This is a genomic window from Pseudomonas sp. B3G-3 (assembly GCF_028640915.1).
GTDB lineage: Bacteria > Pseudomonadota > Gammaproteobacteria > Pseudomonadales > Pseudomonadaceae > Aquipseudomonas > Aquipseudomonas chlororaphis_I.
Genome location: NZ_JAQZAB010000104.1, coordinates 19,054 through 44,590, shown reverse-complemented (window position 1 = coordinate 44,590; position 25,537 = coordinate 19,054). Strand labels below are relative to the sequence as shown.

Below are 25,537 nucleotides of genomic sequence, written 5' to 3'. Positions count from 1 at the left end.
GGAGCGAGCTTGCTCGCGATAAGGCTAGACCGGCCAACGCCCTCTCAAGGCAACAACAGATACACCGCACTCGCCACCAGCAGCGCCGCCATGCTGCGGTTGAACAGACGCATGCCCTTCGGGTTGCTCAGGTACTGGCGCAAAAACGTCCCGGCGTAGGCCCAACAGGCAATCGACAAGTAGCAGATCACGAAGTACACCAGCGCGAATTGCCACACCAGCAGCGCCTCGCCATTGGCGGCAAACGCGCCCATGCCGGCGACGCAGGCCAGCCAGGCCTTGGGGTTGAGCCATTGCATGATCGCGCCGTACCAGGCCGACGGCGCCTTGGCCTGGTCGTCGCTGCCCAGCCGGCCGTCGTCCATCGCCAGCTTCCAGGCCATGAACAACAGGAAGGCCACCCCGAACAGCTGGATGCCGCGGGTCAGGAACGGCCACAGCCGCAGCAGCTCATGCAGGCCCAGGCCGATCAGCACCAGCAACAGGACAAAACCCAGGGTCGCGCCACCGACATGCCGCAGGCTGGCGCGAAAGCCGAACTGCGCGCCGGAACTCAGGGCCACGATATTGACCGGGCCGGGGGTAATCGAAGAGGCTAGCGCGAAGGCCGCCATGGAAAACACTACGCTCATCACACACCTTCAAAGGATCAATCGGAGAGTCCGGTGACCAAGGTAAGTGCGCAGGCCGCCCAGTGTATTGAAGAAAAATACCCCCCTCGCGTACGGACGAACCCTATGCCCGATGCTCCCCCTTCCGCGACCACCCTCACCGCCCGCCTGCTGTTGCGCGCGCCAACGGCCGCCGACCTGGACGTCACCCACCTGATCCACGGCGACCCACAAACCCAGCGCTACAACCCGGCCGGTCCCGACAGCCGCGAGAGCTGCCAGCACCGGCTGCAGGGCTGGATACAACACTGGCAGGACCAGGGTTTCGGCTATTGGGTGGTCTGCGACCGCGCCCAGCCCGAACGGGTGCTGGGGTTCGGCGGCGTCATGCACAGCCGCTTCGGCGAGCGCAGCGGGCTGAACCTGTACTTTCGCTTCGCCGTCGAGGCCTGGGGCCAGGGTTACGCCAGCGAAATGGCCGGCGCCGCGCTGCACCTGGCGTTCCGCGTGCTGGGCAAGGAACAGGTGATCGGCCTGGTACGCCCCGACAACCTGCCGTCGCGCCGCGCCCTGGAGCGCCTGGGCCTGACCCGCGACGGCGAACTGGACGACTTCCCCGGCCTGGCCCCCAGCCTGCTGTACAGCCTCAGCGCCGAATGCTACTTCGCGGCCAAGGCCGCCTCGCCCACCGACACCGTGCGAAGCCGGGAACCATGAGCCAGATCGAACTGCACCCGGCCCAGCGCGACGAGCTGCAATGCATCGAAAACCTGATGCAGTTCTACCTGTACGAACTCAGCGAGTGGCTGCCGCTCAAGCTCGGCCGCCACGGTCTGTTCGAGATCCGTCCGTTGCTCGAATACTGGCGCGAGGCGGCCACGCGCCCCTACCTGATCCGGGTCGATGGCGAACTGGCAGGTTTCGCCACGGTGGACGACAAGGTGAAACTGGCCGAGGTGCAGTACAACCTCGCCTACTTCTTCGTGGCCCGGCGCTTTCGCGGTCGCGGCATCGGCCGGCAGGTGGTGAGGCAACTGCTGGAACAGCTGCCCGGGCACTGGCAGGTCGTCCACATCGACGACAACCGGCCGGCCCGGGATTTCTGGGCCCGGGTCATTCCCGCGCTCGTCGGCGACGCCTACAGTTGTCATCCGATCACGGCAGACGGCTATCCCTGCACCCTGTATAAATTCCACGTCCCGACATCGCCCGGGCGATGATCAACAGCCTCGCCCACTGCACAAGGACCGCCCCGGCATGGATTCAATGAGCCTTCTGGACACCGAGCACTGGCGCATCAGCTATCGCCGCGATGCCCAGGTCGAGCGCCTGCACCAGCGGCTGGCGAGCTTGAATTGAACCCCGGAAACCTCGCTTTACCGATGGAAACCGCCGTTCCAGAGCCCTCCAGTTATTTTTTCGATGCATCGAAAATATCACGCGTGAGTCATTGAGTCGTAACAAAATCCCCTGTAATGTTCTCACGCGTGATACGTGCACAACGGAGTCACCCCATGAAAAAGACCCTCCCGGCCAGTCAGCCTGCTGACCTACCGGCTTCCTCAGAGAGTCGACAAGGAGAGCGCTCGAAACCTTCCAGCAACAAGGCCTCCAGCAACAGGGCCTCCAGCAACAGGGCCCCCAGCAGCAAGGCTTCCGCCAAGAAGCCGTCGAGCTTCTACATGAAGCAGATGCGCGCGGGCCTGAGTGCCGCTGGTTATGTGAAACACGAAACCTGGGTACTTCCGGAAAACCGGAGCGTGCTCAAGCACATTGAGAAGAAGCTGCGCCAACCCCTGATCGGCGGCGCACCGGTATTGGAGAATGACATGATCGCAGGTGAGAACTGGACCATCGACCGCCTCTTCAGCGCCTTGCAGGCCCTGGACGAAGTGACCTCGAACGAAATCGGCCTGAGCCTGATTCAAGGCGCCGAGCCAAGCATCAAGCTGGAAATGCACGACTTCGGCGGCCTGCCGATCTACATCGCGGTGGTCGGCGAGCAGATCATCGTCGACACCGTGCTGGTAGACCTGGAGTCGATCAACGACGTCGCCCGCTTCAATGACGCGGTGCTGCGCAGCCGGGAGATGTTCCCCCTGTCCTCGATCGGTATCGAGTCCATGCCCAACGGCCAGACCGTCTACAACATGTTCGGCGCCCTGAGCGCCAGCTCGAACCTGACCAACGTGGTGACCGAGGTCAAGACCCTGGTGGACAACGTCCAACGCGCCACCGAAGCCTTCGAAAGCTTCTTCAACTGATTGCCGAGAATCCGGAGTACGCCTACATGACTCAGTCCATCTGGAACAAACTGTTCACCGCCCTGCGCGGCGGCGCCAACGAAGTCGGCGAAAGCATCGCCGACCAGCAGGCCCTGCGCATCCTCGACCAGGAAATCCGCGACGCCGACAACGCCCTGTCCAACGCCAAGCGCGAGCTGGTCACCATCATGGCCAAGCACAAGCTGTCCACCGAGCGGGTCAGCGAATTCACCGCGAAGATCGCCGACCTGGAATCCAAGGCCCTCGCCTCGCTGCAGGCCAACCGCGAAGACCTGGCCCTGGAAGTCGCCGAAGCCATCTCGACCCTGACCACCGGCCTGGAAGCGGAGCAGAAGCAAGCCAGCGAATTCGGCGCCTACGCCGAGAATATGCGCAAGGACATCGGCAAGGCCGAGGCGCGCATCCGCAGCCTGCGCCAGCAAGTGGACATGGCCAAGGCCCGGGAAAGCGTGCAGAAGGCCCAGGTCAGCGCCTCGATCGCCAGCGGCGGCGCCAACGGCAAGCTGGAAACCGCAGTCAACACCCTGAACCGCCTGCAGGCCCGCCAGGATCAGCGCGCGGCGGAAATGGAAGCCCAGGAGCAACTGGCCGATGCGAGCAACGGCAACGACCTGGAACGCCGCCTGCGCGAAGCCAACATCGTGCCGGACCAGGGCAGCGCCAACGCGATCCTCGAGCGACTGAAGAAACAGAAGTCGGCCGAGTAAGGCTCCTGGAGAAGTAAAAAAGGCACGCGGTGCAATGCCACGGAAACTGTAGGAGCGAGCTTGCTCGCGATGGACTGGAGAGCGCCGCGCTCATCCAGTCAGTACGCGGTATCGTTAACGATCATCGCGAGCAAGCTGCGCTCCTACAATGGATCACCTGCGCTTAAGCACCCTGCGCCCTTTTTCTGGCCTATGGGAGGGCCTCGATGGCGGTTGCAAACGGTTTCAAGACCCTGGCGGGCCTGGCCCTGGTGATGATCGCCGTACAGGTGCTCAACAGCCTGAGCGGCTACAGCCTGAATATCTTCGGCCTGATCCCGCGTACCCTGCAGGGTTTGCCGGGGATACTCACCTCGCCCTTTCTCCACGGCTCCTTTACCCACCTGACCGCCAACCTGGTGCCCTTGCTGATCCTCGGCGCCATGGTGATCGCCGAAGGCCAGCGGCGCTTCGTGGTGGCCAGCCTGATCATCATCCTGCTCGGCGGCGCCCTGGTCTGGCTGTTCGGCTTCCGGGGCATCCATGTCGGCGCCAGCGCCTGGGTCTTCGGCCTGTGGGCCTACATCCTCACCCGTGCCTGGTTATTGCGCAGCTGGAGCAGCCTGTTGGCCGCCGCGGTGACGATGTTTCTGTATTCCGGCCTGGTCCTGGGGTTCCTGCCACGGGCCGGGGTTTCCTTCGAAGGCCACATCTTTGGCGCCTTCGCGGGGTTCATCGCAGCAAAAATGCTTTTATCCGGCGCCAAGCCGATGTCTAATGCCGCGCGGCAATGAGCCATGCCTTGCCCGGGCACGGCGCGCTGCATCACGGATAGATCAGCTCAACAGGAAATCAGGGATTCGATGTCGATTTTCATCTTGCTTCGGGTATACGCGGCCACCTTCTTCCAGCGCTTCGGCTGGATGGGCCTGGCCATCGCGCTCGGCGTGCATGCCGCGACCTCCTACCTCGGCCTGGTGGCCCTGGGCGAGCAACACCTCACCGCGCCCGCGACCTTCATCTATTTCTATTTCACCACCACCCTGACCGTGGGTTATGGCGACCTGTCGCCGCAATCCGCCGCAGGCCGGGTCTTCGTGGCGGTGTGGGTGATGCTCGGCGGCATCGCCCTGCTGACCGCGGCCATCGGCAAGACCACCAGCAGCGTTATGGACCTATGGAGAAAAGGCATGAAAGGCAAAGGCGACTTCACCGGCCAGACCGGGCATACCGTGCTGGTCGGCTGGGAAGGCGCGTCCAGTGAGCGGGTGATCGAATTGCTGCTGCAGGACGAAACCTCCAACGACAACCTGATCGTCATCTGCGACGCGACCCTCGACGAGAACCCGATGCAGGGCAAGGCCGCCTTCGTCAGGGGCGAAAGCCTGTCGTCCGCGGCCCTGCTGCTGCGCGCCGGGGTGCCCGGCGCCGAACGGGTGCTGGTGCGCACCAGTTCCGACGACCTGACCCTGGCCAGCGTGCTGGCGATCAACCAGCTGCGCCCTGCCGGCCATGTGGTCGCCCACTTCAACGACAGCGAAATCGCCACCCTGGCCGCCTCCTACGCACCGAAGCTGGAGTGCACCTCGAGCATGGCCATCGAGATGCTGGTGCGCTCCTCCCAGGACCCCGGCTCCTCGGTGGTGATCAACGAACTGCTGTGCGTCGGCCAGGGCGCCACCCAATACGTCATGCGCCTGCCCGAGACTTACGAGGGCCGTTTCGCCGAACTCTACGTACGCCTCAAAGAAAGCTACAACGCCACCCTGATCGGCTACCGCGCCCGCGGCGCGCAACACCCGCAGATCAACCCGCACAGCGATACGCGGATCCAGGGCGGCGAACTCTTCTACATCGCTTCCAGCCGCCTCAAGGACATCGACAATGGGATGGTTTAAACGCTTTCTGGGGCTGCAGGCCCCGGCCACCACAAGCTCGAGTTTCGCCACCGGCCCACTGGGCCTGAGCATGGGCGCTGGCATCCGCTTCGATGCCAGCCTCAAGCTGCTGCTCGCCGACAACAGCCGCGTGGCGATTCCCGGCGACCAGGCGGTCTACAGCGAAGGCCTGGTGGACCTGGGCCAGTCCGAATGGCTGTCGCGCTACTACCTGGACGACGAGGACTACTGGCTGCAGGTGCACACCAGCGGCGGCATCGACGGCCAGGTCAAATCGATCATCCTGTTCAACTACCTGAGCAACCAGGCCGTCAACAGTGAAGCCGAACTGCGCCGCCTGGCCGGCCCGGACAGCCTGATCGGCCAGCCCACCTACAGCCTCGACGGCGTCGAGTACCAGCGCGAATGGGGTACCGAAGCCGGGCAGACCGAGCTGGTGCCGCTGCGCGAGCAGGTGTCCAAGCCGGACGAGACCTTCGCCTTCGAAAGCCACTCGATGCTCTATGCCCGCGACACCGGCCTGACCAATCGCCGCGAATTCCTGCTGTTTTCCGTGGAGCAATACGCCGACGGCAGCGTCAGCCTGGTGACCTCACTGGGCATTTCCCTGTACATGACCGACCTGCAAACCCTCTGACAAGGACCAGAACCCATGCTTGAAGCCCTTTCCATTTCCCTGAACAAATTCGCCGTGGTCGGTTTCCTGACCTACATCCTCGGCGCGGCCGTGCTGTTCGCCCTGTTCCAGTTCGTCTACACCCGCCTGACGCCACACAAGGAGTTCCAGCTGATCCGCGAGGGCAACATCTCCGCCGCCATCGCCCTGGGCGGCGCCATCATCGGCTTCGCCATTCCGGCGAGCAATGTCATCGCCTACTCCATCAGCCTGCTGGACTTCGCCGTCTGGGCGCTGATCGCCGCCGTGGTGCAACTGCTGGCGTTCCTGATGACCAGCCTGGTGCTCAAGGGCACTTCGCAGCGCATCCGCAACGGTGAAATCGCCGCCGGCATCTACGTCGCCGCCGTGGCCATCAGCGTCGGCCTGCTCAACGCCGCCTGCATGACCCCTTCGCAGAACTGATCGACCGCACGGAGCCCTCGATGAAACGAAGCCAATACGTTCAGCTCTCCCTGGCCGCCTCGGTGGCGCTGGCGATCTCGGGCTGCAACTCGGAGCCGGAGACCCTCGCGGTCCAGCAGAAATTCAACTTCCAGTCGGTGCAGGAATGCGTGGACGGCAAGATCGCCGTGGACGTCTGCTCCGATGCCTATATCAAGGCCATGGCGGAGCACCGCGCCCAGGCGCCGGTCTACGACAACCAGGCCGATTGCGATGCCGACTTCGTGGAAAACTGGTGCCAGATAGACTCCAACGGCAAGTTCGTGCCGAAGCTGGGCGGCTTTGAAATCAACGCCCAGGGCGCCTTCACCCGCGAGCAGCTGGCGGCGGCCGGGGTCAGCCCCGGAGCCGGACAGGGTTCGTCGCTCAGCAGTATCGACAGCGGCCTGCTCACCGGCCTGCTGATCGGCAACCTGCTCAGCGGCGGTAGCCGCAACTATTACTCCGAGCCGGTCTACCGCTATCGCGACGACCGCGGCAGCTACGCCAACTCGACGCTCAACCAGCGCATCGCCAGCGGCTCGACCTTCTCCAAGTCGCGCCAGGCGCAGTCGGGCAGCGGCTTTAGGACCACCACCCGGCCGATGTCGGTGTCCTCCTCCACCTCCCGTGGCGGCTTCGGCAGCCAGGCCAGCGCCCGCAGCGGCTGGGGCGGCTCCAGCTCCTCGAGCTGGAGTTCGGGACGCTCGAGCAGCTAAGGAAGCGCGCCATGAAGAAGATCCCCTGCAACGAACGCCCGGACTGGCGACAGACCGCGGAAAAACTCGGCTTCCTGTTCCACACCATCGACGGCGAAGCCTACTGGGACGAAAGCGCCTACTACCAGTTCAGCCTCAAGCAGATCGAGGACGACCTGGAAGACCCGACCACCGAGATCCATGAGATGTGCATGGACCTGGTGGACCGGGTGGTGCGCAGCGAGGCCCTGCTGGATCGCCTGAGCATTCCGCCGGCCTTCTACGACATGATCCGCACTTCATGGCTCGAGGGTCACCCGCACCTCTATGGCCGCCTGGATTTTTCCTATAACGGCCAGGGCCCGGCCAAGCTGCTGGAGCTCAACTACGACACCCCCACCAGCCTCTATGAAACCGCAGCGTTCCAATGGGGCTGGCTGGAGCAGAACATCGAACGCGGCGTGCTGCCGCGGCATGCCGACCAGTTCAACAGCATCGACACCCGGCTGCACCAGGCCTTCGCCCAACTGGGGATAGAGCGCCCGTTCTACTTCGCCTCGATGAAGGATTCGGTAGAAGACCGCGCCACCACCGACTACCTGCGCCTGATCGCGGAAAAGGCCGGCATCGAGTCGCGGCATATCGACGTGGAAGACATCGGCCTCACCGCCGAAGGCCGCTTCGTCGACCTGCAGGACCGCTGGATTCCGCACCTGTTCAAGCTGCACGCCTGGGAGTTCATCTTCCACGAACCCTTCGGCGCGGCGATCGCCGCCAGCGACACGCAGTTCTTCGAACCGGCGTGGAAATCCATCCTCTCCAACAAGGGCATCCTGCCGCTGCTCTGGGAGGCCCACCCGGGCCACCCGAACCTGCTGGAGACGCACCTGGACCTGCACCCGCAGCGCGACGTGCCCAAGGGCTGGGTGCGCAAGCCGTTCTTTTCCCGCGAAGGCGCCAACATCGAGTTGCGCACCCCGCAGGACGAGGTGGTCAAGGAAGACGGCCCCTACACCGACGCGCCCTACATCCTGCAGTCCTTCGCCCCGCTGCCGCGCTTTGGCGACAGCTACACCCTGATCGGCTCCTGGGTCATCGGCGACCAGGCCGCCGGCATCGGCGTGCGCGAAGACGACAGCCTGATCACCAAGGACTCCAGCCGCTTCCTGCCGCACCTGATCCTCGACTGATATATCCGCCGGGGCGCGCAATGCGCCTCGGTCTGTTATTCAATGGCTGCAGCACAATAACAATAGTGTGCATTGTTTCAATGCCAGTTACTCAAGGCTGCCCTATATAACTTGCCCCTTCATTTATCTGACTCCCGATACAGACCTTACTTAAAGCTGAACGAACATATGATTCGTGGCAATTTAATCTTGACTTGACAGGTTGGCCTGAGTAAATTGCGCGGGCCGGCCAAACCGGCCTTTTTTCAACTCACTAAAGAAGCCAATGGACACAGTATCTAGACGCTGTCTGGTCGATGCGCTTGCGCAAGGCTGGGCACTTAACCCAGAAAATGACGGGGCTCGACTTTTCGGTCGGGTGAGCTGCGCTAGAGCTTGACGCTCCTTCGTAACTTGCCTTCACCGGAGCCAGTCCGGTCGCGAGGCAACTGTTATGAACTTCAAATCCACTGTAATGCCCGGCGTACGCGCCTTTGCATCGACCATGCGGGTCAAGCCCTGCGCTGAGCGCGCGGGCGTTTCCCGGGTCGCCACCCTGTATTCCACCCCCTCCTCGCAAACCCGGCCGCGGGCCAACTGGCGCGTCTGCCCGGTCACCTGCCGGCTCCAGCAACGCTGGAGTTTCGACGACAGCCAGGACCCTCAGAGTCGGAGCCTGGCCGGCCTCCTGATGCGGGCCGGCCTGCTGCTGAGCCTGTCCCGGGACTCGCACTTCTAGTTCAATCGAAGGCACTTCCAAGTCCTTCCGGAACGTTTTCCTTAATAAGGAATTCGGCAACTTCCTATTGCCTGCTTAAAACTAAAAGTTGGTGGTCATTGTTATGGACGAAGCCAGTAGTAGGTTCGTCGTCTATTCATGCTCAGTGAATAGGCGGCGAACGTTAAAACCAATAAAACGCAACTACCTGAATCGATCGCTTACTTGCGGCTCGACATACGTTCGCTCGTCTTTGAATAGGTGAGTGGTCTGTGTGTCGTGCCGCAAGCCTGCGGCAGGAGCACACGTAATGACTACGGTAAAAACCCGCACCTCCTCCTCGCAAAACCCCACCCGCGACGACACCCGGCTGTCGATGCGCGCCGCCCGCGAAGCGCAGAACAGCCTTGGCGTGACCCTGGACAACGTCAAGTCGAACGCCAACGGCCTGACCGAACTCGACGCCGAAGGCCGCCTGCAGCGCGACGGCTTCAACGAGGTGGCCCACGACCGGCCGCCCCACGCCCTGGTGCAATTGCTGCAAGCCTTCAACAACCCGTTCATCTATGTGCTGATGACCCTGACCGGCATCAGCTTCTTCACCGACTTCTGGCTGCCCCTGCAGTCCGGCGAGGAAACCGACCTGACCGGGGTGATCATCGTCCTGGTCATGGTCCTGGTCAGCGGCCTGATGCGCTTCTGGCAGGAATACCGTTCGGCCAAGGCCGCCGAGGCGCTCAAGGCCATGGTGCGGACCACCGCCACCGTGCTGCGGCGCGAGCAGATGGGCATGAAAGCCGCGCTGCGCGAAGTGCCGATGCGCGACCTGGTGGTCGGCGACATCGTGCAGCTGTCGGCCGGCGACATGATCCCCGCCGATATCCGCCTGATCGAATCCCGCGACCTGTTCATCAGCCAGGCGGTGCTGACCGGCGAGGCGCTGCCGGTGGAGAAGTACGACACCCTGGGCGCGGTGCAGGAGAAATCCGCCCACCGCACAGCTGCTGCCGACCAGCAGGACCTGCTCGACCTGCCGAACATCTGCTTCATGGGCACCAACGTGGTCAGCGGCACCGCCACCGCGGTGGTGGTGGCCACCGGGTCGCGCACCTACTTCGGTTCCCTGGCGCGCTCCATCGTCGGCTCGCGGACCCAGACCGCCTTCGACCGCGGGGTGAACAGCGTCAGTTGGCTGCTGATCCGCTTCATGCTGGTGATGGTGCCGGTGGTGCTGCTGATCAACGGCTTCACCAAGGGTGACTGGGCCGAAGCCTTCATGTTCGCCCTGGCGGTGGCCGTCGGCCTGACCCCGGAAATGCTGCCGATGATCGTCAGCGCCAACCTGGCCAAGGGCGCCGCGGCCATGGCCAAGCGCAAGGTGGTGGTCAAGCGCCTCAACGCGATCCAGAACTTCGGCGCCATGGACGTGCTGTGCACCGACAAGACCGGCACCCTGACCCAGGACCGGATCATCCTCGAGCACCACGTCGATATCAGCGGCAGCCGCTGCGACCAGGTGCTGCAACTGGCCTGGCTCAACAGCTACCACCAGAGCGGCATGAAGAACCTGATGGACCGCGCGGTGGTGAGCTACGCCGAAAACAACCCGAAGTTCAGCGCGCCCGACACCTGGAGCAAGGTCGATGAACTGCCGTTCGATTTCGTCCGCCGGCGCCTCTCGGTGATCCTCGCCGACGCCAGCGGCCATCACCTGCTGGTGTGCAAGGGCGCGGTCGAGGAAATGCTCGACACCGCCACCCGGGTACGCCAGGACGGCGTCACGGTGGCCCTCGACGCCGGGCGCCGGGCGGCGCTGCTGGAGCTGGCCGAGGAGTACAACCGCGACGGTTTCCGCGTGCTGCTGGTCGGCACCCGCGACCTGGCGCCGGGGCAGACCCGCCAGCAGTACAGCGCCAGCGACGAGCGCGAGCTGATCATCGAAGGCTTCCTGACCTTCCTCGATCCGCCCAAGGAAACCGCCGGCCCGGCCATCGCCGCGCTGCGCGAGAACGGCGTGACGGTGAAGGTGCTGACCGGCGACAACCCGATCGTCACCGCGAAGATCTGCCGCGAGGTCGGCCTGGAAGTCGGCCAGCCGCTGCTCGGGCGCGATATCGAGCACATGGACGATGCGGTGCTCGCGCGCCTGGTGGAAGAACGCACGGTGTTCGCCAAACTCACCCCGCTGCAGAAATCCCGGGTGCTCAAGGCCCTGCAAGCCAACGGGCATACCGTGGGTTTCCTCGGCGACGGCATCAACGATGCGCCGGCGCTGCGCGACGCCGACGTCGGTATCTCGGTGGACAGCGGCACCGACATCGCCAAGGAATCGGCGGACATCATCCTCCTGGAAAAGAGCCTGATGGTCCTGGAAGAAGGCGTGATCAAGGGCCGCGAGACCTTCGGCAACATCATGAAGTACCTGAACATGACCGCCAGCTCCAACTTCGGCAACGTGTTCTCGGTGCTGGTGGCCAGTGCGTTCATCCCGTTCCTGCCGATGCTGGCGATCCACCTGCTGCTGCAGAACCTGATGTACGACATCTCCCAGCTGTCGCTGCCGTGGGACAAGATGGACAAGGAGTTCCTGCGCAAGCCGCGCAAGTGGGACGCCAAGAACATCGGGCGCTTCATGCTGTGGATCGGGCCGACCTCGTCGATCTTCGACATCACCACCTACGCCCTGATGTGGTTCGTGTTCGCCGCCAACAGCGTGGAAATGGCCGCCCTGTTCCAGTCCGGCTGGTTCATCGAAGGCCTGCTCTCGCAGACCCTGGTGGTGCACATGCTGCGCACCCAGAAGATCCCGTTCATCCAGAGCACCGCGGCGCTGCCGGTGATGCTGATGACCGGCCTGGTGATGGCCCTGGGTATCTACGTGCCGTTCTCGCCGCTGGGTGAAATGGTCGGCCTGGTACCGCTGCCGTGGGAATACTTCCCTTGGCTGGTCGGCACCCTGCTGTGCTACTGCATCGTCGCCCAGACCATGAAGACCCTCTACATCCGTCGCTTCAAGCAATGGTTCTGAGGGCTGACGGTTAGCGGCGCGGCCATCGCGAGCAATCGAGCGTCGACCGGCTGCTCCTACAGGTTGCAACTGTCCTTGTAGGAGCGAGCTTGCTCGCGAAAACCGCAACGCGGCGCCAGACCATACGGCCACGCCCCTGTCTGGCTCAGCCAAGTGGAGCATCCACCATGAAACCTATCACCGAGCTGCTGGCCCGCGGCGAGCGCACCTTGCGCGCCCTGCTGGTGAGCACCCTGGAAGGCATCGCCGCCCTGATCACCCTGGTCGGCATCCGCCTGTATGCCAGAAGCCTGTTGAGCCGCGCTGCCATTCGCCTGCTGCTGGGCCTTGCCAGCGCCATTCATCGCCGCTGCATCCGCCTGCTGCGATCCGCCAAGCCATGAAACACACAAGGGAGAGTCCTCATGTCGGGAACTACTCTGCTGATCAACCTCGCCGGCTCCATCGCCCTGCTGCTGTGGGGCACCCAGATGATTTCCTCGGCGCTGCTGCGCGGCTTCGGCACCCAGTTGCGCCAGTGGCTGGGGCAGCACCTGAACAACCGCTGGATGGCCCTGCTGTCCGGCATCGCCATCACCGGGGTCCTGCAAAGCAGCACCGCGGTGAGCCTGATGGCCAGCTCCTTTACCGCCACCGGCACCCTGGGCCTGGCCCCCGCGCTGGCGGTGATGCTCGGGGCCAATATCGGCTCGACCCTGGTGGTGCAACTGCTCAGCGTCGATATCTCGATCCTCACGCCGCTGGTGCTGCTGGCGGGTTTTATCGTGTTCCGCCTGCGCGACGACTCGCGCTTTGAAAGCCTCGGCTGCGCGCTGATCGGCCTGGGGCTGATGCTGCTGGCCCTGCGCATGCTCGGCAGCACCCTGGGCGAAGTGGAAGGCACGCCGGTGTTCGCCGCGCTGATGCGTGGCCTCGACGGCGACCTGCTGATCGCCCTGCTGACGGCGGCGTTGCTGACCTGGCTGTGCCATTCCAGCGTCGCCGTGGTGCTGCTGGTGGCGTCCCTGGCCGCCACCGGGCTGCTGTCCTCGGTGACCGCCATGACCCTGGTGCTGGGGATCAATATCGGCGGCGCCCTGCCGTCGCTGCTCAACGCCGATTCCAGCGTCGCCCGGCGCCTGCCCCTGGGCAATCTGCTGGTACGCCTGTGCGGTGCCGCCGCGCTGCTGCCGTGCCTGCCCTGGATCGCCCAGAGCGCGCCGGTCGCCGCCCTCGATGCCAGCTTGCAGGTGGTGTACCTGCACAGCCTGTTCAACCTGGTGCTGGCCCTGCTGTTCATCGGCCTGACCGGGCCCATGGCAACCCTGCTCAACCGCCTGCTGCCGGAGCCGCCGCGCGACGTCGACCCCGGCATGCCGCACTACCTGGACGAAGCCGGCCTGGCGGTGGCCAATATCGGCCTGTCCAACGCCGCCCGCGAAGCCCTGCGCCTGGCCGACATGCTGTCGCTGATGCTCGATCGGGTGCTGCGCCTGTTCCAGGCCTCGACCCCGGCCGGCGCCGATGAAGTGCGGCGCATCGACCAGTCGCTGGACCTGCTCAGCGCCGCGATCCGCGCCTACCTGGCGGACATCGGCCAGGACGGCATCAGCGACCAGGACGCCGACCGCGCCCAGGAGATCCTGCTGTTCGTGATCAACCTGGAACACGCCGGCGACATCCTCTCCAGCAGCCTGACCCAGCTGGCGGCGCGCCGGCTGCGGCGTGGCGAGCAGTTCTCGGTGTTCGAGCTGGATTGCATCGAGCCTCTGCACCAGGCCGTGGTGGACAGCCTGAGCCTGGCGATCACGGTGTTCCTGCGCGAAGACCTGGCCAACGCCCACCAGTTGGTGAACCGCAAGGAACTGGTCAGGCGGCTGGAAGCCGACGCCAGCCGCGAGCACTTTCGCAGCCTGCGCGAAGACCGCACGGCCTGGGCCGAATCCGGCGACATTTTCCAGCGGGTGCTGCGCGACTACCGGCGCGTGCACCACCACATCGCGGCCCTGGCCTATCCGGCGCTGGAGCGGGCCGGCGAGCGCGACCTGGATAACGCCGAGCTGGGCGACGTGCTGCTGGACAACCCGTTGAGCATCCAGCCGACGGCGCAGGAGCGCGCACGATGCGTGTCCTGATCTGCGCGGGGCGCCATTACGCCGACGTCCAGCTGTGCCGGCGGGTACTCGACGCCTTTCAGCGCCTGCATGAAGTGCAGGTGCTGATCCACGGCGGCAGCCAGTTCCTCGGCGCGGAGATAGAAGACTGGGGCCGGGAAATCGGCGCCGACATCGTGCGTTACCCGGCCAACTGGCAGCTGCACGGCAAGCTCGCCGAACGCCTGCGCAACGCCTTCATGCTGCGCGACAGCCGGCCCGACCTGGTCATCGCCCTGCCCGGCGGCGACGACACCGAAGAGCTGGTGGCCCTGGCCAGGGCCGCCGGCATCCAGACCCTGTCAGTGAGCGACTGGCAATGACCCTGTTCCCCACTCGACCACGGAGCGGCCCGCGCAGCGCGGCCGCTTCCCATGCCTTAGCGAGAACCGTCATGTCCAAGTACAACCCTTCCCGCCACAACCGCTTCGCCAGCCTCACCCGCGACCTGCCCCCGGCGAAACGGCGCATGCTGCGACGCAACCTGATGTTCGTCACCCTCACCCTGAGCCTGATCGGCCTGCTGACCCTGGTCGCCAAGGCCAACGCCGCGGGCGGCGCCTATGGGGTGGACGACGGCGCGATCAACGCCCCGGGGGAATGCAACCTGGATATCTGGTACCAGAGCCTGCGTCACCAGGGCTCCAACCATGGCGCGGTGTTCTCCCCGGCCTGCACCTTCGCCGGCCTGCCCTGGTTGCAGGTGGGCGCCGCCCTCGAGCGCAGTCGCGAGGACGGCCACGGCGAAACCCAGCTGAGCCCGCAGCTCAAGGCGCAACTGTGGAACCGCGAAGACCTGGGCCTGCAACTGGCGCTGGCGACGTCCGCGCATTTCGCCCTCGACCGCGGCCATGCGTTCGACGGTGGCGACATCAACCTGCCCCTGACCTACCAGCCCCTGCAAAGCCTGCGCCTGAACTTCAACGCCGGCTGGGCCCACGCCTATGACGACGGCCAGCAGAACCATCGCTGGACCTGGGGCAGCGGCTTCGAATACGACCTGGGCGAACGCCTGACCCTGGTCGCCGAACGATACGGCCAGCGCGGCGGCGAACAGGCCTGGCAAGCCGGGCCACGCCTGCATCTGGGAGCAAACCTGGACCTCGACCTGGTGCTGGGCGGCCAGTTGAACGAAGGCCGCGACCGCTGGCTGACCAGCGGCGCGACCTTGAGGTTCTAAGAGGTTTCTGGCGGTGTGCCGCACAAGCTGCGCGAAGACCTCTTCTGTAGGAGCCAGGCTTGCCGGCGATTGCAGCAACGCGGTGTGCCTGACACAACACTTCGCACGCAAACTGCCCGAAGACATCTTCTGTAGGAGCGAAGCTTGCTCGCGAGGCGGTGTGTCAGATGTACCGCAGCGTATCTATCGCCAGCAATCGAGCGTCGACCGGCTGCTCCTACAGAAGCAGGACGCCGGTCTATCGGGTCAATGCAGCCTCAGCGTATATCGCTGCGCCGATACAGGCTCAGGCCCACCGCCAGGACCGCGAGCATGCCGGCGCAGCTGCGGTTGATCCACAGCATCGCCCGCGCGGAGAAGGTGCGCATGGCATAGCGCCCGCCAAAGGCATAGGTCGCCATCATCACGCAATTGATCGCCGTGCTGACCAGCGCCAGGATCAGGTACTGCTGCGCCACCGGCTCATCGGGGCGTACGAACTGCGGCAGGAAGGCGGAGAAAAACAGCAGCCCCTTGGGGTTCGACAACCCCACCAGCAACGACCGCACAAACGCGCCGCGCCCGCTGCTGGCACTGCCGCCCGTCTGCGCGGCCAGAGCCTGGGTCGGCGCCTTCCACAGCACCCAGGCCAGGTACAGCAGGTACGCCGCGCCGCCCCACTTGACGATGGAAAACAGCTGCTCGGAAGCTTGTAGCAACGCCCCCAGGCCGCAGCCCACCGCACCGATCAGCAGCAGGTCGGACAGCATCGCGCCAGCCATGCCGCAACCGGCGATGCGCATGCCATGGGTGGCACCGTTATTGAGAGCCAGCAACATCGACGGCCCGGGGGTCATCATCACCGCGCTGACGGTGACGACGTACAGAAACAATGTGGTGGCGTCCATTCGAACCCTCCGTAAAACCACAGGTACAACAGGTCGGCTAGCATACACCAGAGGCTTTCAGCCCTACAGCGATGCGCCCCAGTCCGCCACCTGGCGGGCGCTGATGCTGACGCCGCCGCACACCACGATCACCACGTCCCGCGCTGCGGCGATGGCCGGGTGATCGAGGTAGGCCACCGCCAGCGAGACGCCGCAGGCCGGCTCCACCAACTGGCGCAGATCGTCGGCATAACGCACCACGCCGAGGATCGCCTCGGCATCCGACAACACCAGCGACTGATAGGCAAAACCCTGGATCTGCTGCAACGGCCAGGCCGCCACCTGGGCCGCGCCGAGGGAACTGGCGACGGTGTCGATCTTGGCCAATTTGACCGGGTGCCCGGCTGCCAGCCCCGCGGCAAAGGAAGCGCTGCCGGTGGTTTCGCAGGCGATGATCCGGCAGTCCTGGCGCTGATGGCGCAACAGGCCGGTGAGGATGCCGGCCAGCAAGCCACCGCCGCCCACCGACGCGACGATGGTGTCGACCTGCGGACAGTCTTCGAGGATTTCATCGACCATGCTGCTGTGCCCTTGCCACAGCACCGGGTGGTCGAAGGCCGGCACGTATTCGCTGTCGGCGTCGCTGCTCAGTTGCAGCGCGCGCTCGTTGGCCTGGTCCCAGACCTGGCCGTGCACCAGCACCTCGGCGCCGGCCCGGGCGATACGTTCGCGGGTGGTTTGCGGGGTGGTCTGCGGCACCACGATACAGGCTTGCAGGCCGAGGCTGGCCGCCGCCACCGCGGTGGCCAGCCCGGCATTGCCGCCGGAGGGACAGACCACGCGGCGCTTGCCCTGCTGGGCCGCCTGGGAGCAGAGCAGGCCCAGGCCGCGCATCTTGAACGAGCCACTGGGTTGCAGGTTTTCCAGCTTGAGCCAGATGCGCCGGGTGGCCGTGGACAACCCGGGATGCAGGATCAGGGGGGTGCGGATATGCAGCATCATGGGCTCCTTGGAGGAAGACGGGCGTCTTGCAACCCTAGCTGCTCAGGCCTGCCTATGCCGCCTCCCCCTGGCCGCTCGCCGGTCAGCGAATCGGCGGTACGCGGATATCGCCTTTGCGGCACTGGGTGCGCACGCCCTTGCCACAGGCGCCGAAGCCCAGGTTCTTGTCCAGGCAGACCCGCACTTCGGAGAGTTCCGGGCCGCTGCACAACACCGCTACGCCCTTGTCGGGAATGCCCGGGTTGGCCTGGCGAAACAGCTGCTCGATCTCCCGGGCCTCGAAGTAATGCACGGTGGTCGAAGGTTCCAGCACCTCAGGAATCTTCACCTTGCCCAGGGCCTGGTCGGAGCTCTCCAGGTAACCCATGGCGCCCAGCCCGCTGCAGGTGCCGTGCTTACTCCATTCATGCTCCATCAGCTTGGCCGTCGGGAACAGGGTCAGGCCCTTGGCCCGCTCTTCGGCGGTCAACTGGGTCAAGGGCGGGCAGGATTCCGGCCAGCCACCCTTGGCGTATTGCGGCCACAGGCCATGCAGGACAAAACCGTAGCCCTTGCCCGAGCACTGCTCGTTTTCCGGATGGGTCAGGCAAAAGGTCGGCGACCAGGACAGCGACAGCAGGTAGTAGTCGAACACCCCGGCGACCGAGTCGCGCTGCTGCCGCGCCTCCCGTGCCTGGCTGACACCGACGGTGCAGATCATCAGCGCGGCCAGCGCCGCGGTTGCAAAAAGTTTTCTCATAGACCCTCTCCTTGGGATGGGGCGGTAGGTGAACGGCCCCGTAGCGACCTGGCCGGTATCGGCCAGACACCTTTCTTGGCACGGGGCTGTTGCAGGAAGATGACAGGCCGCCTCCCGCGGGGAAGCTGGCCGATGCTAGCGAAGCGTTTTAGCAGACAGATCGGGTTGGCGCCATGGCCGGCGGGCAGCGTCTACGGAATGACCAGGCGAATGCGGGATTTGTAGCAAACACTCGCTTCTGTAGGAGCCAGGCTTGCCGGCGATTGGGATGATGCGGTGTGCCTGACGCGACGCCTCGCGAGCAAGCTTCGCTCCTACAGAGGCAAACCTGGGCCTGGCAATAAAAAATGGTCGCTGGCGGCAATTGCGCAAGATCGTTCAAGCCATTCCCGCTGCGGGCTGGCACAGTCGGTGTCCGTTCCTTGATTGCAGGCTGTCATGTCCAGCGTTCATCTTCCCCGCGCCGCATTCCTGCGCGGCGCCGTTGCCATCATGCCGCTGTCCCTGGCCACCGCGCCCTGGGGCCTGCTGGCGGGTTCCATGGCCATCGAGGCCAATCTCACGCCCCTGCAAGGCCAGGGCCTGTCGAGCATCGTCTTCGCCGGCGCCGCGCAACTGGTGGCGATCGGCATGCTCAAGGGCGGCGCGGGGATCTTCTCGATCCTGCTCACCACCCTGCTGCTGACCTCCCAGCACCTGCTATACGGCATGAGCCTGCGCTCGGTGATTTCGCCGCTGCCGGGGCGCTGGCGGGTCGGCCTGGGCTTCCTGCTCACCGACGAGCTGTTCGCCCTGACCAGCCAGCACGACAAGCAACAGTTCGACCGCTGGTACGCCCTCGGCGTGGGCCTGACCTTCTATATCGCCTGGAACCTGTTCACCCTCGCCGGCATTGTCCTCGGGCGCGCCATTCCCGGGCTCGAACACCTGGGCCTGGACTTCTCCATCGCCGCGACCTTTATCGCCCTGATCACGCCGCTGGTGCGCAATGTGCCGACCGTGGTCTGCGTGGCCGTATCGCTGTTCTGTTCGGTGCTGCTGAGCTACTGGCAATGGGGCTCGGCCCTGGTGCTGTCGGGCCTGCTGGGCATGACCGCGGGTTTTCTCTGCAACAAGTTCTACCGGGAGCGCACATGATGGTCTGGGCAGTGATTTTCGGCATGGGCTTGCTGGTGTTTCTCAACCGCTATGTGTTTCTCGAACCGCGCCTGCCGGTGCGCCTGAGCAGCAACGCCCGGCAGTTCCTCGGGTTTGCCGTACCGGGCATGCTCACGGCGATCTGCGGGCCGATCGTGTTCATGCCCGAACACCAGCTGAACCTGGCCTACGACAACCCGTACCTGATCAGCTCGCTGGTGGCCATCGTCCTGGTGATCTACACCCGCAACACCCTGCTCAGCATGCTGCTGAGCATGGCGTTCTTTTTCCTGCTGCGGTGGTGGTTACAGGGGTGATCTGGAGAACGCGGCGTGCCTGACACACCGCATCGCGCGCAATCGAACGTCGACCGGCTGCTTCTGTAGGAGCCAGGCTTGCCGGCGATGGGGGCGACGCGGTGCAACTGAACACACCGCCTCGCGAACCACCGACCGCTGACGCCCCCATTACGACGCCTTGGCCTCCCGCAACAACTGCTGGATCACCTGCTCCTGCGCGTCATAACTCCCTTCGCCAAAGTGGCTGTAGCGCACCTGCCCGCGGGCGTCGATAAAGTAGTGGGCCGGCCAGTACTGGTTGTCGAAGGCGCGCCAGATCGCGTAGTCATTGTCGATGGCCACCGGGTAACCGATATCCAGCTTGCGCACCTGGGCCTTGACGTTGTCGATGACCTTTTCGAAGGCGTACTCCGGGGTGTGCACACCGATCACCACCAGCCCGTCCTTGGCGTACTTTTTCGCCCAGGCATTCACATAGGGCAGGCTGTGCTGGCAGTTGATGCAGTCGTAGGTCCAGAAGTCCACCAGCACCACCTTGCCGCGCAGGGCCTCGGCGTCCAGCGGCGGTGAGTTCAGCCATTGCACCGCGCCACTCAACGAAGGCATCGGGCCCTTGCTCGGCAGCGTCTCGACGGGCGCCGCGCCAGCCTTGTCGATCAGGTAGTCCAGGGCCTTGGGCACGCTCTTCAGCAGGCCTTGCTCGAGGGCCGCGCCGCCTTGCGATGAAGTGCTGGCCAACAGACGGTCGTCCACCCCGCTGCCGATCGCCACGACCGCCAGCAACACCAGGTAACCGGCGGCGCGGCGCAACCAGGCGGTGGCCGGCAGGGATGGCTTGAGCCGGTTGACCAGCCCTCTTCCAGCGAAGATCAGCAGCCCCAGGGACAAGGCACTGCCCAGGCCGTAGGCCAGCAGCAACAGGCTGGTCTGGGCGCTGGCCCCCTGCAGCATGGCGCCGGTCAGGATCACCCCGAGAATCGGCCCGGCACAGGGCGCCCAGAGCAAGCCGGTGGCCACCCCGAGCAACAGCGCCGCCAAGGGCCCGGAGAACTTGCGCGCCCGGTCGAGGCGCAGGCCATCCAGGCGATTGCCCAGGCTGACCCAGGGCCGCGCCAGCCAGTTGCCGAAGCGGGCAAAGATCAGCGACAAGGCGAACAGCCCCAGCACGACCAGCGCCAGCTGGCGCCCGATGCCGTTGGCACGGACGATCCAGTCGCTGCTGACCACCGCCAGGCTCGACACCAGGGCAAAGGTCAGCGCCATGCCACCGAGGGTCAGCAACACCGAGCCACGCGAGCGGTCGGCCCGGGCGAACAGGAACGGCACCACCGGAAGAATGCAGGGGCTGAGGATGGTCAGGACCCCGCCGAGAAACGCTATGAGCAACATGTCATCACCTGTGATCGGTCAATGTCCGCCCGCCATCGGCGGCGGGCGTATTCAGGGGTGGCAGGCCCGGTTCAGGCCTGGTGGTCGGCGCGCATCCCTTGTGGGGTGCGCTCGTAGCCGCCTTCGGCCAGCCAGCTGTGCGTCTGCAAGGTGCTGGCTTTCAAGGTGCTCGCTTTCAAGGTGGCAGCCTTCAAGGGGCTGGCACTTGAGAGCGGGCTGAGCTGGAAGCAGGTCGCACAGGATGAGTCGGCGGCGCTGGCATCCACGGCCACGCCGGCCAGGGTCAAGGTCAGGGCAAGCAGGGAGCTTTTCAGGGCGTTCATGGGCGAATCCTCATGGCGAACAGGTGATAGGACAGGGAGTGTGTTCAGTTGCCGTCGTTACAGTTGTTGGCGAACTTGCGGTAATCCAGGGCCTGGGTGCGCCCCTGGGAATCGAGGTAGGTCATGCGCGCATTGACCACGCCGCAGCTCGGCTCGGCGTCTTCGGTCATCGACAGGACTTTCTGGATATCCAGCTGGGTGCCGTAGCTGTAGGTCTGGGCCTGCACAGTGCTTTCGGCGCGGGCCGACAGGGTGCAGATGTTCAGGGCGGCGAACAGGCAGGCGGCGCAGAGGGCGGTGCGTTTCATGATGTGTTCCTCGGGCGACAATGGGTTTGGGTGGCGAGGCAGTAGCTGTGCCTCGATGGAGCCCATTGAATGCGCGGGAGGTATCGCGCTTGTGTCGGCGAACCACCCTTGCGGTCTCCCTGCGTATCCACGCCGCCGGGGGATACAGAGCGATACAAAAGCGCCGGAAAAACCTTGTTTTGCATCGCCGTGTGTTCAACCAGGCGCCAGATACACTGCAATACAAAAGCCCGCAGGCAGGCCCGCCCGGGCCCTATAAACTAGGCAGCACGACCCTATACAGAGGCAGCCCCATGGATCATGTCGATCACGTATTGATAGTCGATGACGACCGCGAAATCAGAGAGCTGGTAGGCAACTACCTGAAAAAGAACGGCCTGCGCACAACGGTAGTGGCTGACGGCCGGCAGATGCGCAGCTTCCTGGAAACCACCCCGGTGGACCTGATCGTGCTCGACATCATGCTGCCCGGCGACGATGGCCTGCTGCTGTGCCGCGAGCTGCGCGCCGGCAAGCACAAGGCCACGCCGGTGCTGATGCTCACCGCGCGCAACGACGAGACCGACCGCATCATCGGCCTGGAGATGGGCGCCGACGATTACCTGGTCAAGCCGTTCGCCGCCCGCGAGCTGCTGGCGCGAATCAATGCCGTGCTGCGCCGCACGCGCATGCTGCCGCCGAACCTGGTGGTCACCGAAAGCGGCCGCCTGCTGGGTTTCGGCCGCTGGCGCCTGGACACCACCGCGCGCCACCTGCTGGACCAGGACGGCACCATGGTCGCCCTGAGCGGCGCCGAATACCGCTTGCTGCGGGTGTTCCTCGACCACCCGCAACGGGTGCTCAACCGCGACCAGTTGCTCAACCTGACCCAGGGCCGCGACGCCGACCTGTTCGACCGTTCCATCGACCTGCTGGTCAGCCGCCTGCGCCAGCGCCTGCTGGACGACGCCCGCGAGCCGGCCTACATCAAGACCGTGCGCAGCGAGGGCTATGTGTTCTCGCTGCCGGTGGAGATCCTCGAGGCCGCGCCATGAAGCTGGCGCTGCACTGGCCGCGCACCCTCGCCTCGCGGCTGTCGCTGATTTTCCTGATCGGCCTGGCGCTGGCCCAGGGCCTGTCGTTCGCCGCGCAGTCCTACGAGCGCTACCAGAGCGCCAAGATGACCATGCTCGGCAACCTGGAGAGCGACGTCTCGACCTCCATCGCCATCCTCGACCGCCTGCCCGCCGCCGAGCGCCCCGCCTGGCTGCAACGCCTGCAACGGCGCAACTATGGCTACCTGCTCAGCGCCGGCGAACCCGGCCAGCCCCTGGACGGCGAGGATGTACCGGTCTCGGTGTACTCGATCAAGAACGCCCTCGGCCGCGACTACGACCTGGCATTCAACAACATTCCCGGGCCGCGCCAGCACTACCAGGCCCACCTGCGCCTGGCCGACGGCAGCCCGGTGACCATCGACGTGCGCCCGGCGCTGACGCCGATGTCGCCCTGGTTACCGGCGGTGCTGCTGGGGCAGTTGCTGGTGTTGATCCTCTGCGCCTGGCTGGCGGTGCGCATCGCCGTGCGCCCGCTGACCCGGCTGGCCCAGGCGGTGGACAGCCTCGACCCCAACACCCACGGCGTGCACCTGGACGAAAAGGGCCCGATCGAAGTGGTGCACGCGGCCAAGGCCTTCAATGCCCTGCAGGCGCGGATCGGCGCCTACCTCAAGGAGCGCATGCAACTCTTGGCGGCGATCTCCCACGACCTGCAGACGCCGATCACCCGCATGAAACTGCGCGCCGAGTTCATGGACGAGTCCGCCGAGAAGGACAAACTGTGGAACGACCTGAGTGAAATGGAGCACCTGGTGCGCGAAGGCGTGGCCTATGCCCGCAGCATCCATGGCGCCACCGAGGCCAGTTGCCGCATCGACCTGGATGCGTTTCTCGACAGCCTGGTGTTCGACTACCAGGACACTGGCCAGGACGTCGAGCTGGCGGGCAAGAACGGCGCGCTGATCGACACCCGCCCCCACGCCCTGCGCCGGGTCCTGGTGAACCTGGTGGACAACGCGCTGAAGTTCTCCGGCGCGGCGCGGATCGAGGTCCAGGCACAGGCCGGCGATCGCCTGTCGGTCAAGGTCCTGGACCGTGGCCCGGGGATCAGCGAAGAGCAACTGGCCGAAGTGCTCAAGCCGTTCTATCGGGTGGAAAGCTCGCGCAACCGCGACACCGGCGGCACCGGCCTGGGCCTGGCCATCGCCCAGCAACTGGCGGTGGCCCTGGGCGGCTCGCTGCGCCTGAGCAATCGCGAAGGGGGCGGCCTGTGCGCAGAGCTGATCCTGGTCAGCAGCAAAGCCAGTCTCTGAACGCTTTGCTACACAGGCATACATAACCGCCCTTTGCCGACACAGCCGATATACACGGCCTTGCAAGACTCCTGGGACGCGCCGCGACAGCGGCGCCCAACCTCAAGGAGCCTCTCATGCCCACTCAATCCCTCCCCTCGCGTTTCCATGGCTGGCGGCTGTTCAGCCTGCTGGCCGCCGCCGTGCTGCTGATGACCGCACTGATCCTGCTGCTCGAGCCGGACCTGGTCGAGGCCACCCGCAGCGCCATCCGCGCCACCGCGCGTTCGTCCTTCGTGCTGTTTCTGCTGGCCTTCACGGCTTCGGCATTCGCCGTGCTGCTGCCCTCGCCGCTGAGTCAGGCGCTGGTACGCGAACGCCGCTTCATCGGCCTGGCGTTCGCCTTCTCGCACCTGGTGCACGCGCTGCTGATCTACAGCTACGGGCAACTGAACCCGGAGTTCTGGCCCGGCCGCAGCACCCTGGGCAACCTGCCCGGGTCCGTGGGTTACCTGTTTATCCTGCTGCTGACCCTGACCTCGTTCAAAGGCCCGGCCGCGCTGCTCAGCCGTGTTGCCTGGAAACGCCTGCACACCACCGGCATGTGGGTGATCGCCGCGATATTCGCTTTCTCCAATTTCAAACGCATTCCGCTGAGCGCCTGGTACCTGCTGCCCTTCGCCATCACCTGCTCGGCCATGACGATCAACCTGCTGGGCAAGCTGGCCCAGGCCAACAAACGCCGGCAACGCCAGGCCCTGAGCCCACGCTGAACAACACCGCGCCCCTGTAGCCGCTGCCGCAGGCTGCGATCGACGCCGCAGGCGGCGCCGCTTTTGTAATGCCCCCCACTTTGCACAGGAGATCCACCCCATGATCCTCACGCTTTCATCCGCCCTCGACGGGCTGCAACGCCAGCTCAATCGCATCTCCCCCTGGGTCGCGCTCCTCAGCCTGCGCCTGCTGCTGGCCTGGGAGTTCTTCGAGTCGGGCCTGGAAAAATGGCAGGGTGAAAACTGGTTCCAGGAGATCCAGTCCGCCTTCCCGTTTCCCTTCGACCAGTTGCCGGCGAGCCTGAACTGGCAGCTGTCGATGTGGGCCGAGCTGCTGTGCGCCCTGGCGCTGCTGCTGGGCCTGGGCACCCGCTTCGCCGCGCTGGTGCTGATCGTGGTCACGGTGGTCGCCACCGCCGCCGTGCACTGGCCGGCCGAGTGGTCGAGCCTCAGCGAACTGGCCCAGGGTTACGCCATCAGCAACAAGGGCCACGGCAACTTCAAGCTGCCGGTGATCTACCTGGCGGCGCTGCTGCCGCTGCTGTTCCAGGGCCCGGGCAAGCTCAGCCTGGATGCGCTAATCGGGCGCCTGCGCCACAGGCGCTGATACCCCGGGGACAAAAAAAGCCGCAGCGTGAGCTGCGGCTTTGGCGTTTCTACGGGGGAAAGTCGATAACAGGCGCATCTCCCTGTAGCCGCTGGCGCAGCCTGCGCTCGGCGGCGCAGCCGTCGTAAAACCGGTGATCGCGTTCGATCTGATACCCCGCGTTGCCTGGGTTTGCGGCCGCTGCGCAGCCGGGCGCAGGCTGCGCCAGCGGTTACACAGGGCCAATAACGCCTTGGTTGTGCAGCTGTCGCAGCAGGTTCT

29 protein-coding genes are annotated in these 25,537 nt (G+C 65.1%); 22 read left to right on the top strand and 7 right to left on the bottom strand.

The genetic code is table 11. From position 1 onward, the window contains the following. Nucleotides 1-44 precede the first annotated feature (44 nt). Nucleotides 45-632, bottom strand: coding sequence for a LysE family translocator (locus PVZ80_RS14370; protein ID WP_016704638.1), 588 nt, complete (start codon nucleotides 630-632; stop codon nucleotides 45-47). A 105-nt stretch (nucleotides 633-737) separates the two neighbouring features. Between PVZ80_RS14370 and PVZ80_RS14365 the strand changes: the two genes are divergently transcribed. From PVZ80_RS14365 to PVZ80_RS14290, 16 genes are all read left to right on the top strand, one after another. Beyond that, the gene (locus PVZ80_RS14365) at nucleotides 738-1,328 is read left to right on the top strand and encodes a GNAT family N-acetyltransferase (RefSeq protein ID WP_273864100.1); all 591 of its coding nucleotides are present in this window, start codon (nucleotides 738-740) and stop codon (nucleotides 1,326-1,328) included. Then, nucleotides 1,325-1,831 (top strand): GNAT family N-acetyltransferase, encoded by a 507-nt coding sequence (locus PVZ80_RS14360; protein ID WP_009048688.1) that lies wholly within the window; start codon nucleotides 1,325-1,327, stop codon nucleotides 1,829-1,831. The genes PVZ80_RS14365 and PVZ80_RS14360 overlap by 4 nt, the downstream gene beginning before the upstream one ends. 294 nt (nucleotides 1,832-2,125) lie before the next feature. After that, on the top strand, nucleotides 2,126-2,875 hold the full coding sequence (locus tag PVZ80_RS14355; protein ID WP_435307288.1) for a YjfI family protein: 750 nt from the start codon (nucleotides 2,126-2,128) through the stop codon (nucleotides 2,873-2,875). A 26-nt stretch (nucleotides 2,876-2,901) separates the two neighbouring features. Continuing rightward, nucleotides 2,902-3,603: a PspA/IM30 family protein gene (locus PVZ80_RS14350; protein ID WP_009048686.1), complete on the top strand. Its 702-nt coding sequence runs from the start codon at nucleotides 2,902-2,904 to the stop codon at nucleotides 3,601-3,603. A 206-nt stretch (nucleotides 3,604-3,809) separates the two neighbouring features. Next, nucleotides 3,810-4,376 carry a rhomboid family intramembrane serine protease gene (locus tag PVZ80_RS14345; RefSeq protein ID WP_009048685.1) on the top strand — a complete coding sequence of 189 codons (567 nt, stop codon included), beginning with the start codon at nucleotides 3,810-3,812 and terminating at the stop codon, nucleotides 4,374-4,376. A 69-nt stretch (nucleotides 4,377-4,445) separates the two neighbouring features. Beyond that, the gene (locus PVZ80_RS14340; RefSeq protein WP_053268894.1) at nucleotides 4,446-5,480 is read left to right on the top strand and encodes a potassium channel protein; all 1,035 of its coding nucleotides are present in this window, start codon (nucleotides 4,446-4,448) and stop codon (nucleotides 5,478-5,480) included. Next, complete coding sequence (locus PVZ80_RS14335; protein WP_009048683.1) at nucleotides 5,467-6,117, top strand: DUF2491 family protein; 651 nt, start codon at nucleotides 5,467-5,469, stop codon at nucleotides 6,115-6,117. The genes PVZ80_RS14340 and PVZ80_RS14335 overlap by 14 nt, the downstream gene beginning before the upstream one ends. A gap of 15 nt (nucleotides 6,118-6,132) precedes the next feature. Next, nucleotides 6,133-6,561: a DUF350 domain-containing protein gene (locus tag PVZ80_RS14330; protein ID WP_028682288.1), complete on the top strand. Its 429-nt coding sequence runs from the start codon at nucleotides 6,133-6,135 to the stop codon at nucleotides 6,559-6,561. A gap of 20 nt (nucleotides 6,562-6,581) precedes the next feature. After that, a complete protein-coding gene (locus tag PVZ80_RS14325; RefSeq protein WP_009048682.1) occupies nucleotides 6,582-7,298 on the top strand; it encodes a DUF1190 domain-containing protein in 717 nt (238 codons plus the stop codon). Between the two features lie 11 nt (nucleotides 7,299-7,309). Then, nucleotides 7,310-8,467 carry a glutathionylspermidine synthase family protein gene (locus PVZ80_RS14320; protein WP_009048681.1) on the top strand — a complete coding sequence of 386 codons (1,158 nt, stop codon included), beginning with the start codon at nucleotides 7,310-7,312 and terminating at the stop codon, nucleotides 8,465-8,467. A gap of 433 nt (nucleotides 8,468-8,900) precedes the next feature. After that, nucleotides 8,901-9,185: a hypothetical protein gene (locus tag PVZ80_RS14315; RefSeq protein WP_053268892.1), complete on the top strand. Its 285-nt coding sequence runs from the start codon at nucleotides 8,901-8,903 to the stop codon at nucleotides 9,183-9,185. A gap of 289 nt (nucleotides 9,186-9,474) precedes the next feature. Then, nucleotides 9,475-12,192, top strand: a complete 2,718-nt coding sequence (gene mgtA, locus PVZ80_RS14310) for a magnesium-translocating P-type ATPase (RefSeq protein WP_273864099.1) — start codon at nucleotides 9,475-9,477, stop codon at nucleotides 12,190-12,192. A gap of 167 nt (nucleotides 12,193-12,359) precedes the next feature. Then, nucleotides 12,360-12,575, top strand: a complete 216-nt coding sequence (locus PVZ80_RS14305) for a hypothetical protein (RefSeq protein ID WP_009048678.1) — start codon at nucleotides 12,360-12,362, stop codon at nucleotides 12,573-12,575. Between the two features lie 21 nt (nucleotides 12,576-12,596). After that, nucleotides 12,597-14,306, top strand: a complete 1,710-nt coding sequence (locus PVZ80_RS14300; RefSeq protein WP_124314999.1) for a Na/Pi cotransporter family protein — start codon at nucleotides 12,597-12,599, stop codon at nucleotides 14,304-14,306. Next, complete coding sequence (locus PVZ80_RS14295; RefSeq protein WP_016704625.1) at nucleotides 14,294-14,647, top strand: DUF2493 domain-containing protein; 354 nt, start codon at nucleotides 14,294-14,296, stop codon at nucleotides 14,645-14,647. The genes PVZ80_RS14300 and PVZ80_RS14295 overlap by 13 nt, the downstream gene beginning before the upstream one ends. Before the next feature lie 71 nt (nucleotides 14,648-14,718). Further along, the gene (locus PVZ80_RS14290; RefSeq protein WP_273864098.1) at nucleotides 14,719-15,504 is read left to right on the top strand and encodes a hypothetical protein; all 786 of its coding nucleotides are present in this window, start codon (nucleotides 14,719-14,721) and stop codon (nucleotides 15,502-15,504) included. Between the two features lie 257 nt (nucleotides 15,505-15,761). Here PVZ80_RS14290 and PVZ80_RS14285 read toward each other — a convergent pair whose 3' ends face one another. From PVZ80_RS14285 to PVZ80_RS14275, 3 genes are all read right to left on the bottom strand, one after another. Beyond that, nucleotides 15,762-16,391 carry a LysE family translocator gene (locus PVZ80_RS14285; protein WP_009048674.1) on the bottom strand — a complete coding sequence of 210 codons (630 nt, stop codon included), beginning with the start codon at nucleotides 16,389-16,391 and terminating at the stop codon, nucleotides 15,762-15,764. Between the two features lie 63 nt (nucleotides 16,392-16,454). After that, nucleotides 16,455-17,369: a pyridoxal-phosphate dependent enzyme gene (locus tag PVZ80_RS14280; protein WP_009048673.1), complete on the bottom strand. Its 915-nt coding sequence runs from the start codon at nucleotides 17,367-17,369 to the stop codon at nucleotides 16,455-16,457. An 85-nt stretch (nucleotides 17,370-17,454) separates the two neighbouring features. Next, entirely contained in the window at nucleotides 17,455-18,111 is a 657-nt protein-coding gene (locus tag PVZ80_RS14275) for a ribonuclease T2 family protein (protein ID WP_023968017.1), read from the bottom strand. A 438-nt stretch (nucleotides 18,112-18,549) separates the two neighbouring features. On the opposite strand from PVZ80_RS14275, the gene PVZ80_RS14270 reads away from it, so the two are divergent. Next, nucleotides 18,550-19,248 (top strand): AzlC family ABC transporter permease, encoded by a 699-nt coding sequence (locus tag PVZ80_RS14270; protein WP_016704621.1) that lies wholly within the window; start codon nucleotides 18,550-18,552, stop codon nucleotides 19,246-19,248. Further along, a complete protein-coding gene (locus tag PVZ80_RS14265; RefSeq protein WP_162096396.1) occupies nucleotides 19,248-19,565 on the top strand; it encodes an AzlD domain-containing protein in 318 nt (105 codons plus the stop codon). The genes PVZ80_RS14270 and PVZ80_RS14265 overlap by 1 nt, the downstream gene beginning before the upstream one ends. Nucleotides 19,566-19,715: 150 nt before the next feature. Here PVZ80_RS14265 and PVZ80_RS14260 read toward each other — a convergent pair whose 3' ends face one another. The 3 genes from PVZ80_RS14260 to PVZ80_RS14250 form a co-directional block, all read right to left on the bottom strand. Further along, nucleotides 19,716-20,936, bottom strand: a complete 1,221-nt coding sequence (locus tag PVZ80_RS14260; RefSeq protein WP_029527175.1) for a cytochrome c biogenesis protein DipZ — start codon at nucleotides 20,934-20,936, stop codon at nucleotides 19,716-19,718. Nucleotides 20,937-21,007: 71 nt separating this feature from the next. Beyond that, entirely contained in the window at nucleotides 21,008-21,259 is a 252-nt protein-coding gene (locus tag PVZ80_RS14255; protein ID WP_016704618.1) for a hypothetical protein, read from the bottom strand. 44 nt (nucleotides 21,260-21,303) lie between these two features. Next, on the bottom strand, nucleotides 21,304-21,567 hold the full coding sequence (locus PVZ80_RS14250) for a DUF2790 domain-containing protein (protein WP_053268889.1): 264 nt from the start codon (nucleotides 21,565-21,567) through the stop codon (nucleotides 21,304-21,306). A gap of 293 nt (nucleotides 21,568-21,860) precedes the next feature. Between PVZ80_RS14250 and PVZ80_RS14245 the strand changes: the two genes are divergently transcribed. The 4 genes from PVZ80_RS14245 (at nucleotide 21,861) to PVZ80_RS14230 (ending at nucleotide 25,276) form a co-directional block, all read left to right on the top strand. Next, on the top strand, nucleotides 21,861-22,601 hold the full coding sequence (locus PVZ80_RS14245) for a response regulator (protein WP_273864097.1): 741 nt from the start codon (nucleotides 21,861-21,863) through the stop codon (nucleotides 22,599-22,601). Next, nucleotides 22,598-23,917 (top strand): ATP-binding protein, encoded by a 1,320-nt coding sequence (locus tag PVZ80_RS14240; protein ID WP_041988951.1) that lies wholly within the window; start codon nucleotides 22,598-22,600, stop codon nucleotides 23,915-23,917. The genes PVZ80_RS14245 and PVZ80_RS14240 overlap by 4 nt, the downstream gene beginning before the upstream one ends. Nucleotides 23,918-24,033: 116 nt before the next feature. Next, the gene (locus PVZ80_RS14235; protein WP_028682296.1) at nucleotides 24,034-24,669 is read left to right on the top strand and encodes a hypothetical protein; all 636 of its coding nucleotides are present in this window, start codon (nucleotides 24,034-24,036) and stop codon (nucleotides 24,667-24,669) included. A 100-nt stretch (nucleotides 24,670-24,769) separates the two neighbouring features. Then, nucleotides 24,770-25,276 carry an HvfX family Cu-binding RiPP maturation protein gene (locus PVZ80_RS14230; RefSeq protein ID WP_273864096.1) on the top strand — a complete coding sequence of 169 codons (507 nt, stop codon included), beginning with the start codon at nucleotides 24,770-24,772 and terminating at the stop codon, nucleotides 25,274-25,276. The last annotated feature ends 261 nt before the right edge of the window (nucleotides 25,277-25,537 follow it).

Coding starts and splice junctions, on each gene's coding strand:
- PVZ80_RS14335 (WP_009048683.1), top strand. CDS start 5,467: ATGGGATGGTTTAAACGCTTTCTGGGGCTGCAGGCCCCGGCCACCACA.
- PVZ80_RS14245 (WP_273864097.1), top strand. CDS start 21,861: ATGGATCATGTCGATCACGTATTGATAGTCGATGACGACCGCGAAATC.
- PVZ80_RS14325 (WP_009048682.1), top strand. CDS start 6,582: ATGAAACGAAGCCAATACGTTCAGCTCTCCCTGGCCGCCTCGGTGGCG.
- mgtA (WP_273864099.1), top strand. CDS start 9,475: ATGACTACGGTAAAAACCCGCACCTCCTCCTCGCAAAACCCCACCCGC.
- PVZ80_RS14240 (WP_041988951.1), top strand. CDS start 22,598: ATGAAGCTGGCGCTGCACTGGCCGCGCACCCTCGCCTCGCGGCTGTCG.
- PVZ80_RS14340 (WP_053268894.1), top strand. CDS start 4,446: ATGTCGATTTTCATCTTGCTTCGGGTATACGCGGCCACCTTCTTCCAG.
- PVZ80_RS14300 (WP_124314999.1), top strand. CDS start 12,597: ATGTCGGGAACTACTCTGCTGATCAACCTCGCCGGCTCCATCGCCCTG.
- PVZ80_RS14260 (WP_029527175.1), bottom strand. CDS start 20,936: ATGTTGCTCATAGCGTTTCTCGGCGGGGTCCTGACCATCCTCAGCCCC.
- PVZ80_RS14280 (WP_009048673.1), bottom strand. CDS start 17,369: ATGCTGCATATCCGCACCCCCCTGATCCTGCATCCCGGGTTGTCCACG.
- PVZ80_RS14355 (WP_435307288.1), top strand. CDS start 2,126: ATGAAAAAGACCCTCCCGGCCAGTCAGCCTGCTGACCTACCGGCTTCC.
- PVZ80_RS14230 (WP_273864096.1), top strand. CDS start 24,770: ATGATCCTCACGCTTTCATCCGCCCTCGACGGGCTGCAACGCCAGCTC.
- PVZ80_RS14270 (WP_016704621.1), top strand. CDS start 18,550: ATGTCCAGCGTTCATCTTCCCCGCGCCGCATTCCTGCGCGGCGCCGTT.
- PVZ80_RS14350 (WP_009048686.1), top strand. CDS start 2,902: ATGACTCAGTCCATCTGGAACAAACTGTTCACCGCCCTGCGCGGCGGC.
- PVZ80_RS14250 (WP_053268889.1), bottom strand. CDS start 21,567: ATGAAACGCACCGCCCTCTGCGCCGCCTGCCTGTTCGCCGCCCTGAAC.
- PVZ80_RS14345 (WP_009048685.1), top strand. CDS start 3,810: ATGGCGGTTGCAAACGGTTTCAAGACCCTGGCGGGCCTGGCCCTGGTG.
- PVZ80_RS14370 (WP_016704638.1), bottom strand. CDS start 632: ATGAGCGTAGTGTTTTCCATGGCGGCCTTCGCGCTAGCCTCTTCGATT.
- PVZ80_RS14235 (WP_028682296.1), top strand. CDS start 24,034: ATGCCCACTCAATCCCTCCCCTCGCGTTTCCATGGCTGGCGGCTGTTC.
- PVZ80_RS14360 (WP_009048688.1), top strand. CDS start 1,325: ATGAGCCAGATCGAACTGCACCCGGCCCAGCGCGACGAGCTGCAATGC.
- PVZ80_RS14365 (WP_273864100.1), top strand. CDS start 738: ATGCCCGATGCTCCCCCTTCCGCGACCACCCTCACCGCCCGCCTGCTG.
- PVZ80_RS14295 (WP_016704625.1), top strand. CDS start 14,294: ATGCGTGTCCTGATCTGCGCGGGGCGCCATTACGCCGACGTCCAGCTG.
- PVZ80_RS14255 (WP_016704618.1), bottom strand. CDS start 21,259: ATGAACGCCCTGAAAAGCTCCCTGCTTGCCCTGACCTTGACCCTGGCC.
- PVZ80_RS14285 (WP_009048674.1), bottom strand. CDS start 16,391: ATGGACGCCACCACATTGTTTCTGTACGTCGTCACCGTCAGCGCGGTG.
- PVZ80_RS14265 (WP_162096396.1), top strand. CDS start 19,248: ATGGTCTGGGCAGTGATTTTCGGCATGGGCTTGCTGGTGTTTCTCAAC.
- PVZ80_RS14320 (WP_009048681.1), top strand. CDS start 7,310: ATGAAGAAGATCCCCTGCAACGAACGCCCGGACTGGCGACAGACCGCG.
- PVZ80_RS14275 (WP_023968017.1), bottom strand. CDS start 18,111: ATGAGAAAACTTTTTGCAACCGCGGCGCTGGCCGCGCTGATGATCTGC.
- PVZ80_RS14290 (WP_273864098.1), top strand. CDS start 14,719: ATGTCCAAGTACAACCCTTCCCGCCACAACCGCTTCGCCAGCCTCACC.
- PVZ80_RS14330 (WP_028682288.1), top strand. CDS start 6,133: ATGCTTGAAGCCCTTTCCATTTCCCTGAACAAATTCGCCGTGGTCGGT.
- PVZ80_RS14315 (WP_053268892.1), top strand. CDS start 8,901: ATGAACTTCAAATCCACTGTAATGCCCGGCGTACGCGCCTTTGCATCG.
- PVZ80_RS14305 (WP_009048678.1), top strand. CDS start 12,360: ATGAAACCTATCACCGAGCTGCTGGCCCGCGGCGAGCGCACCTTGCGC.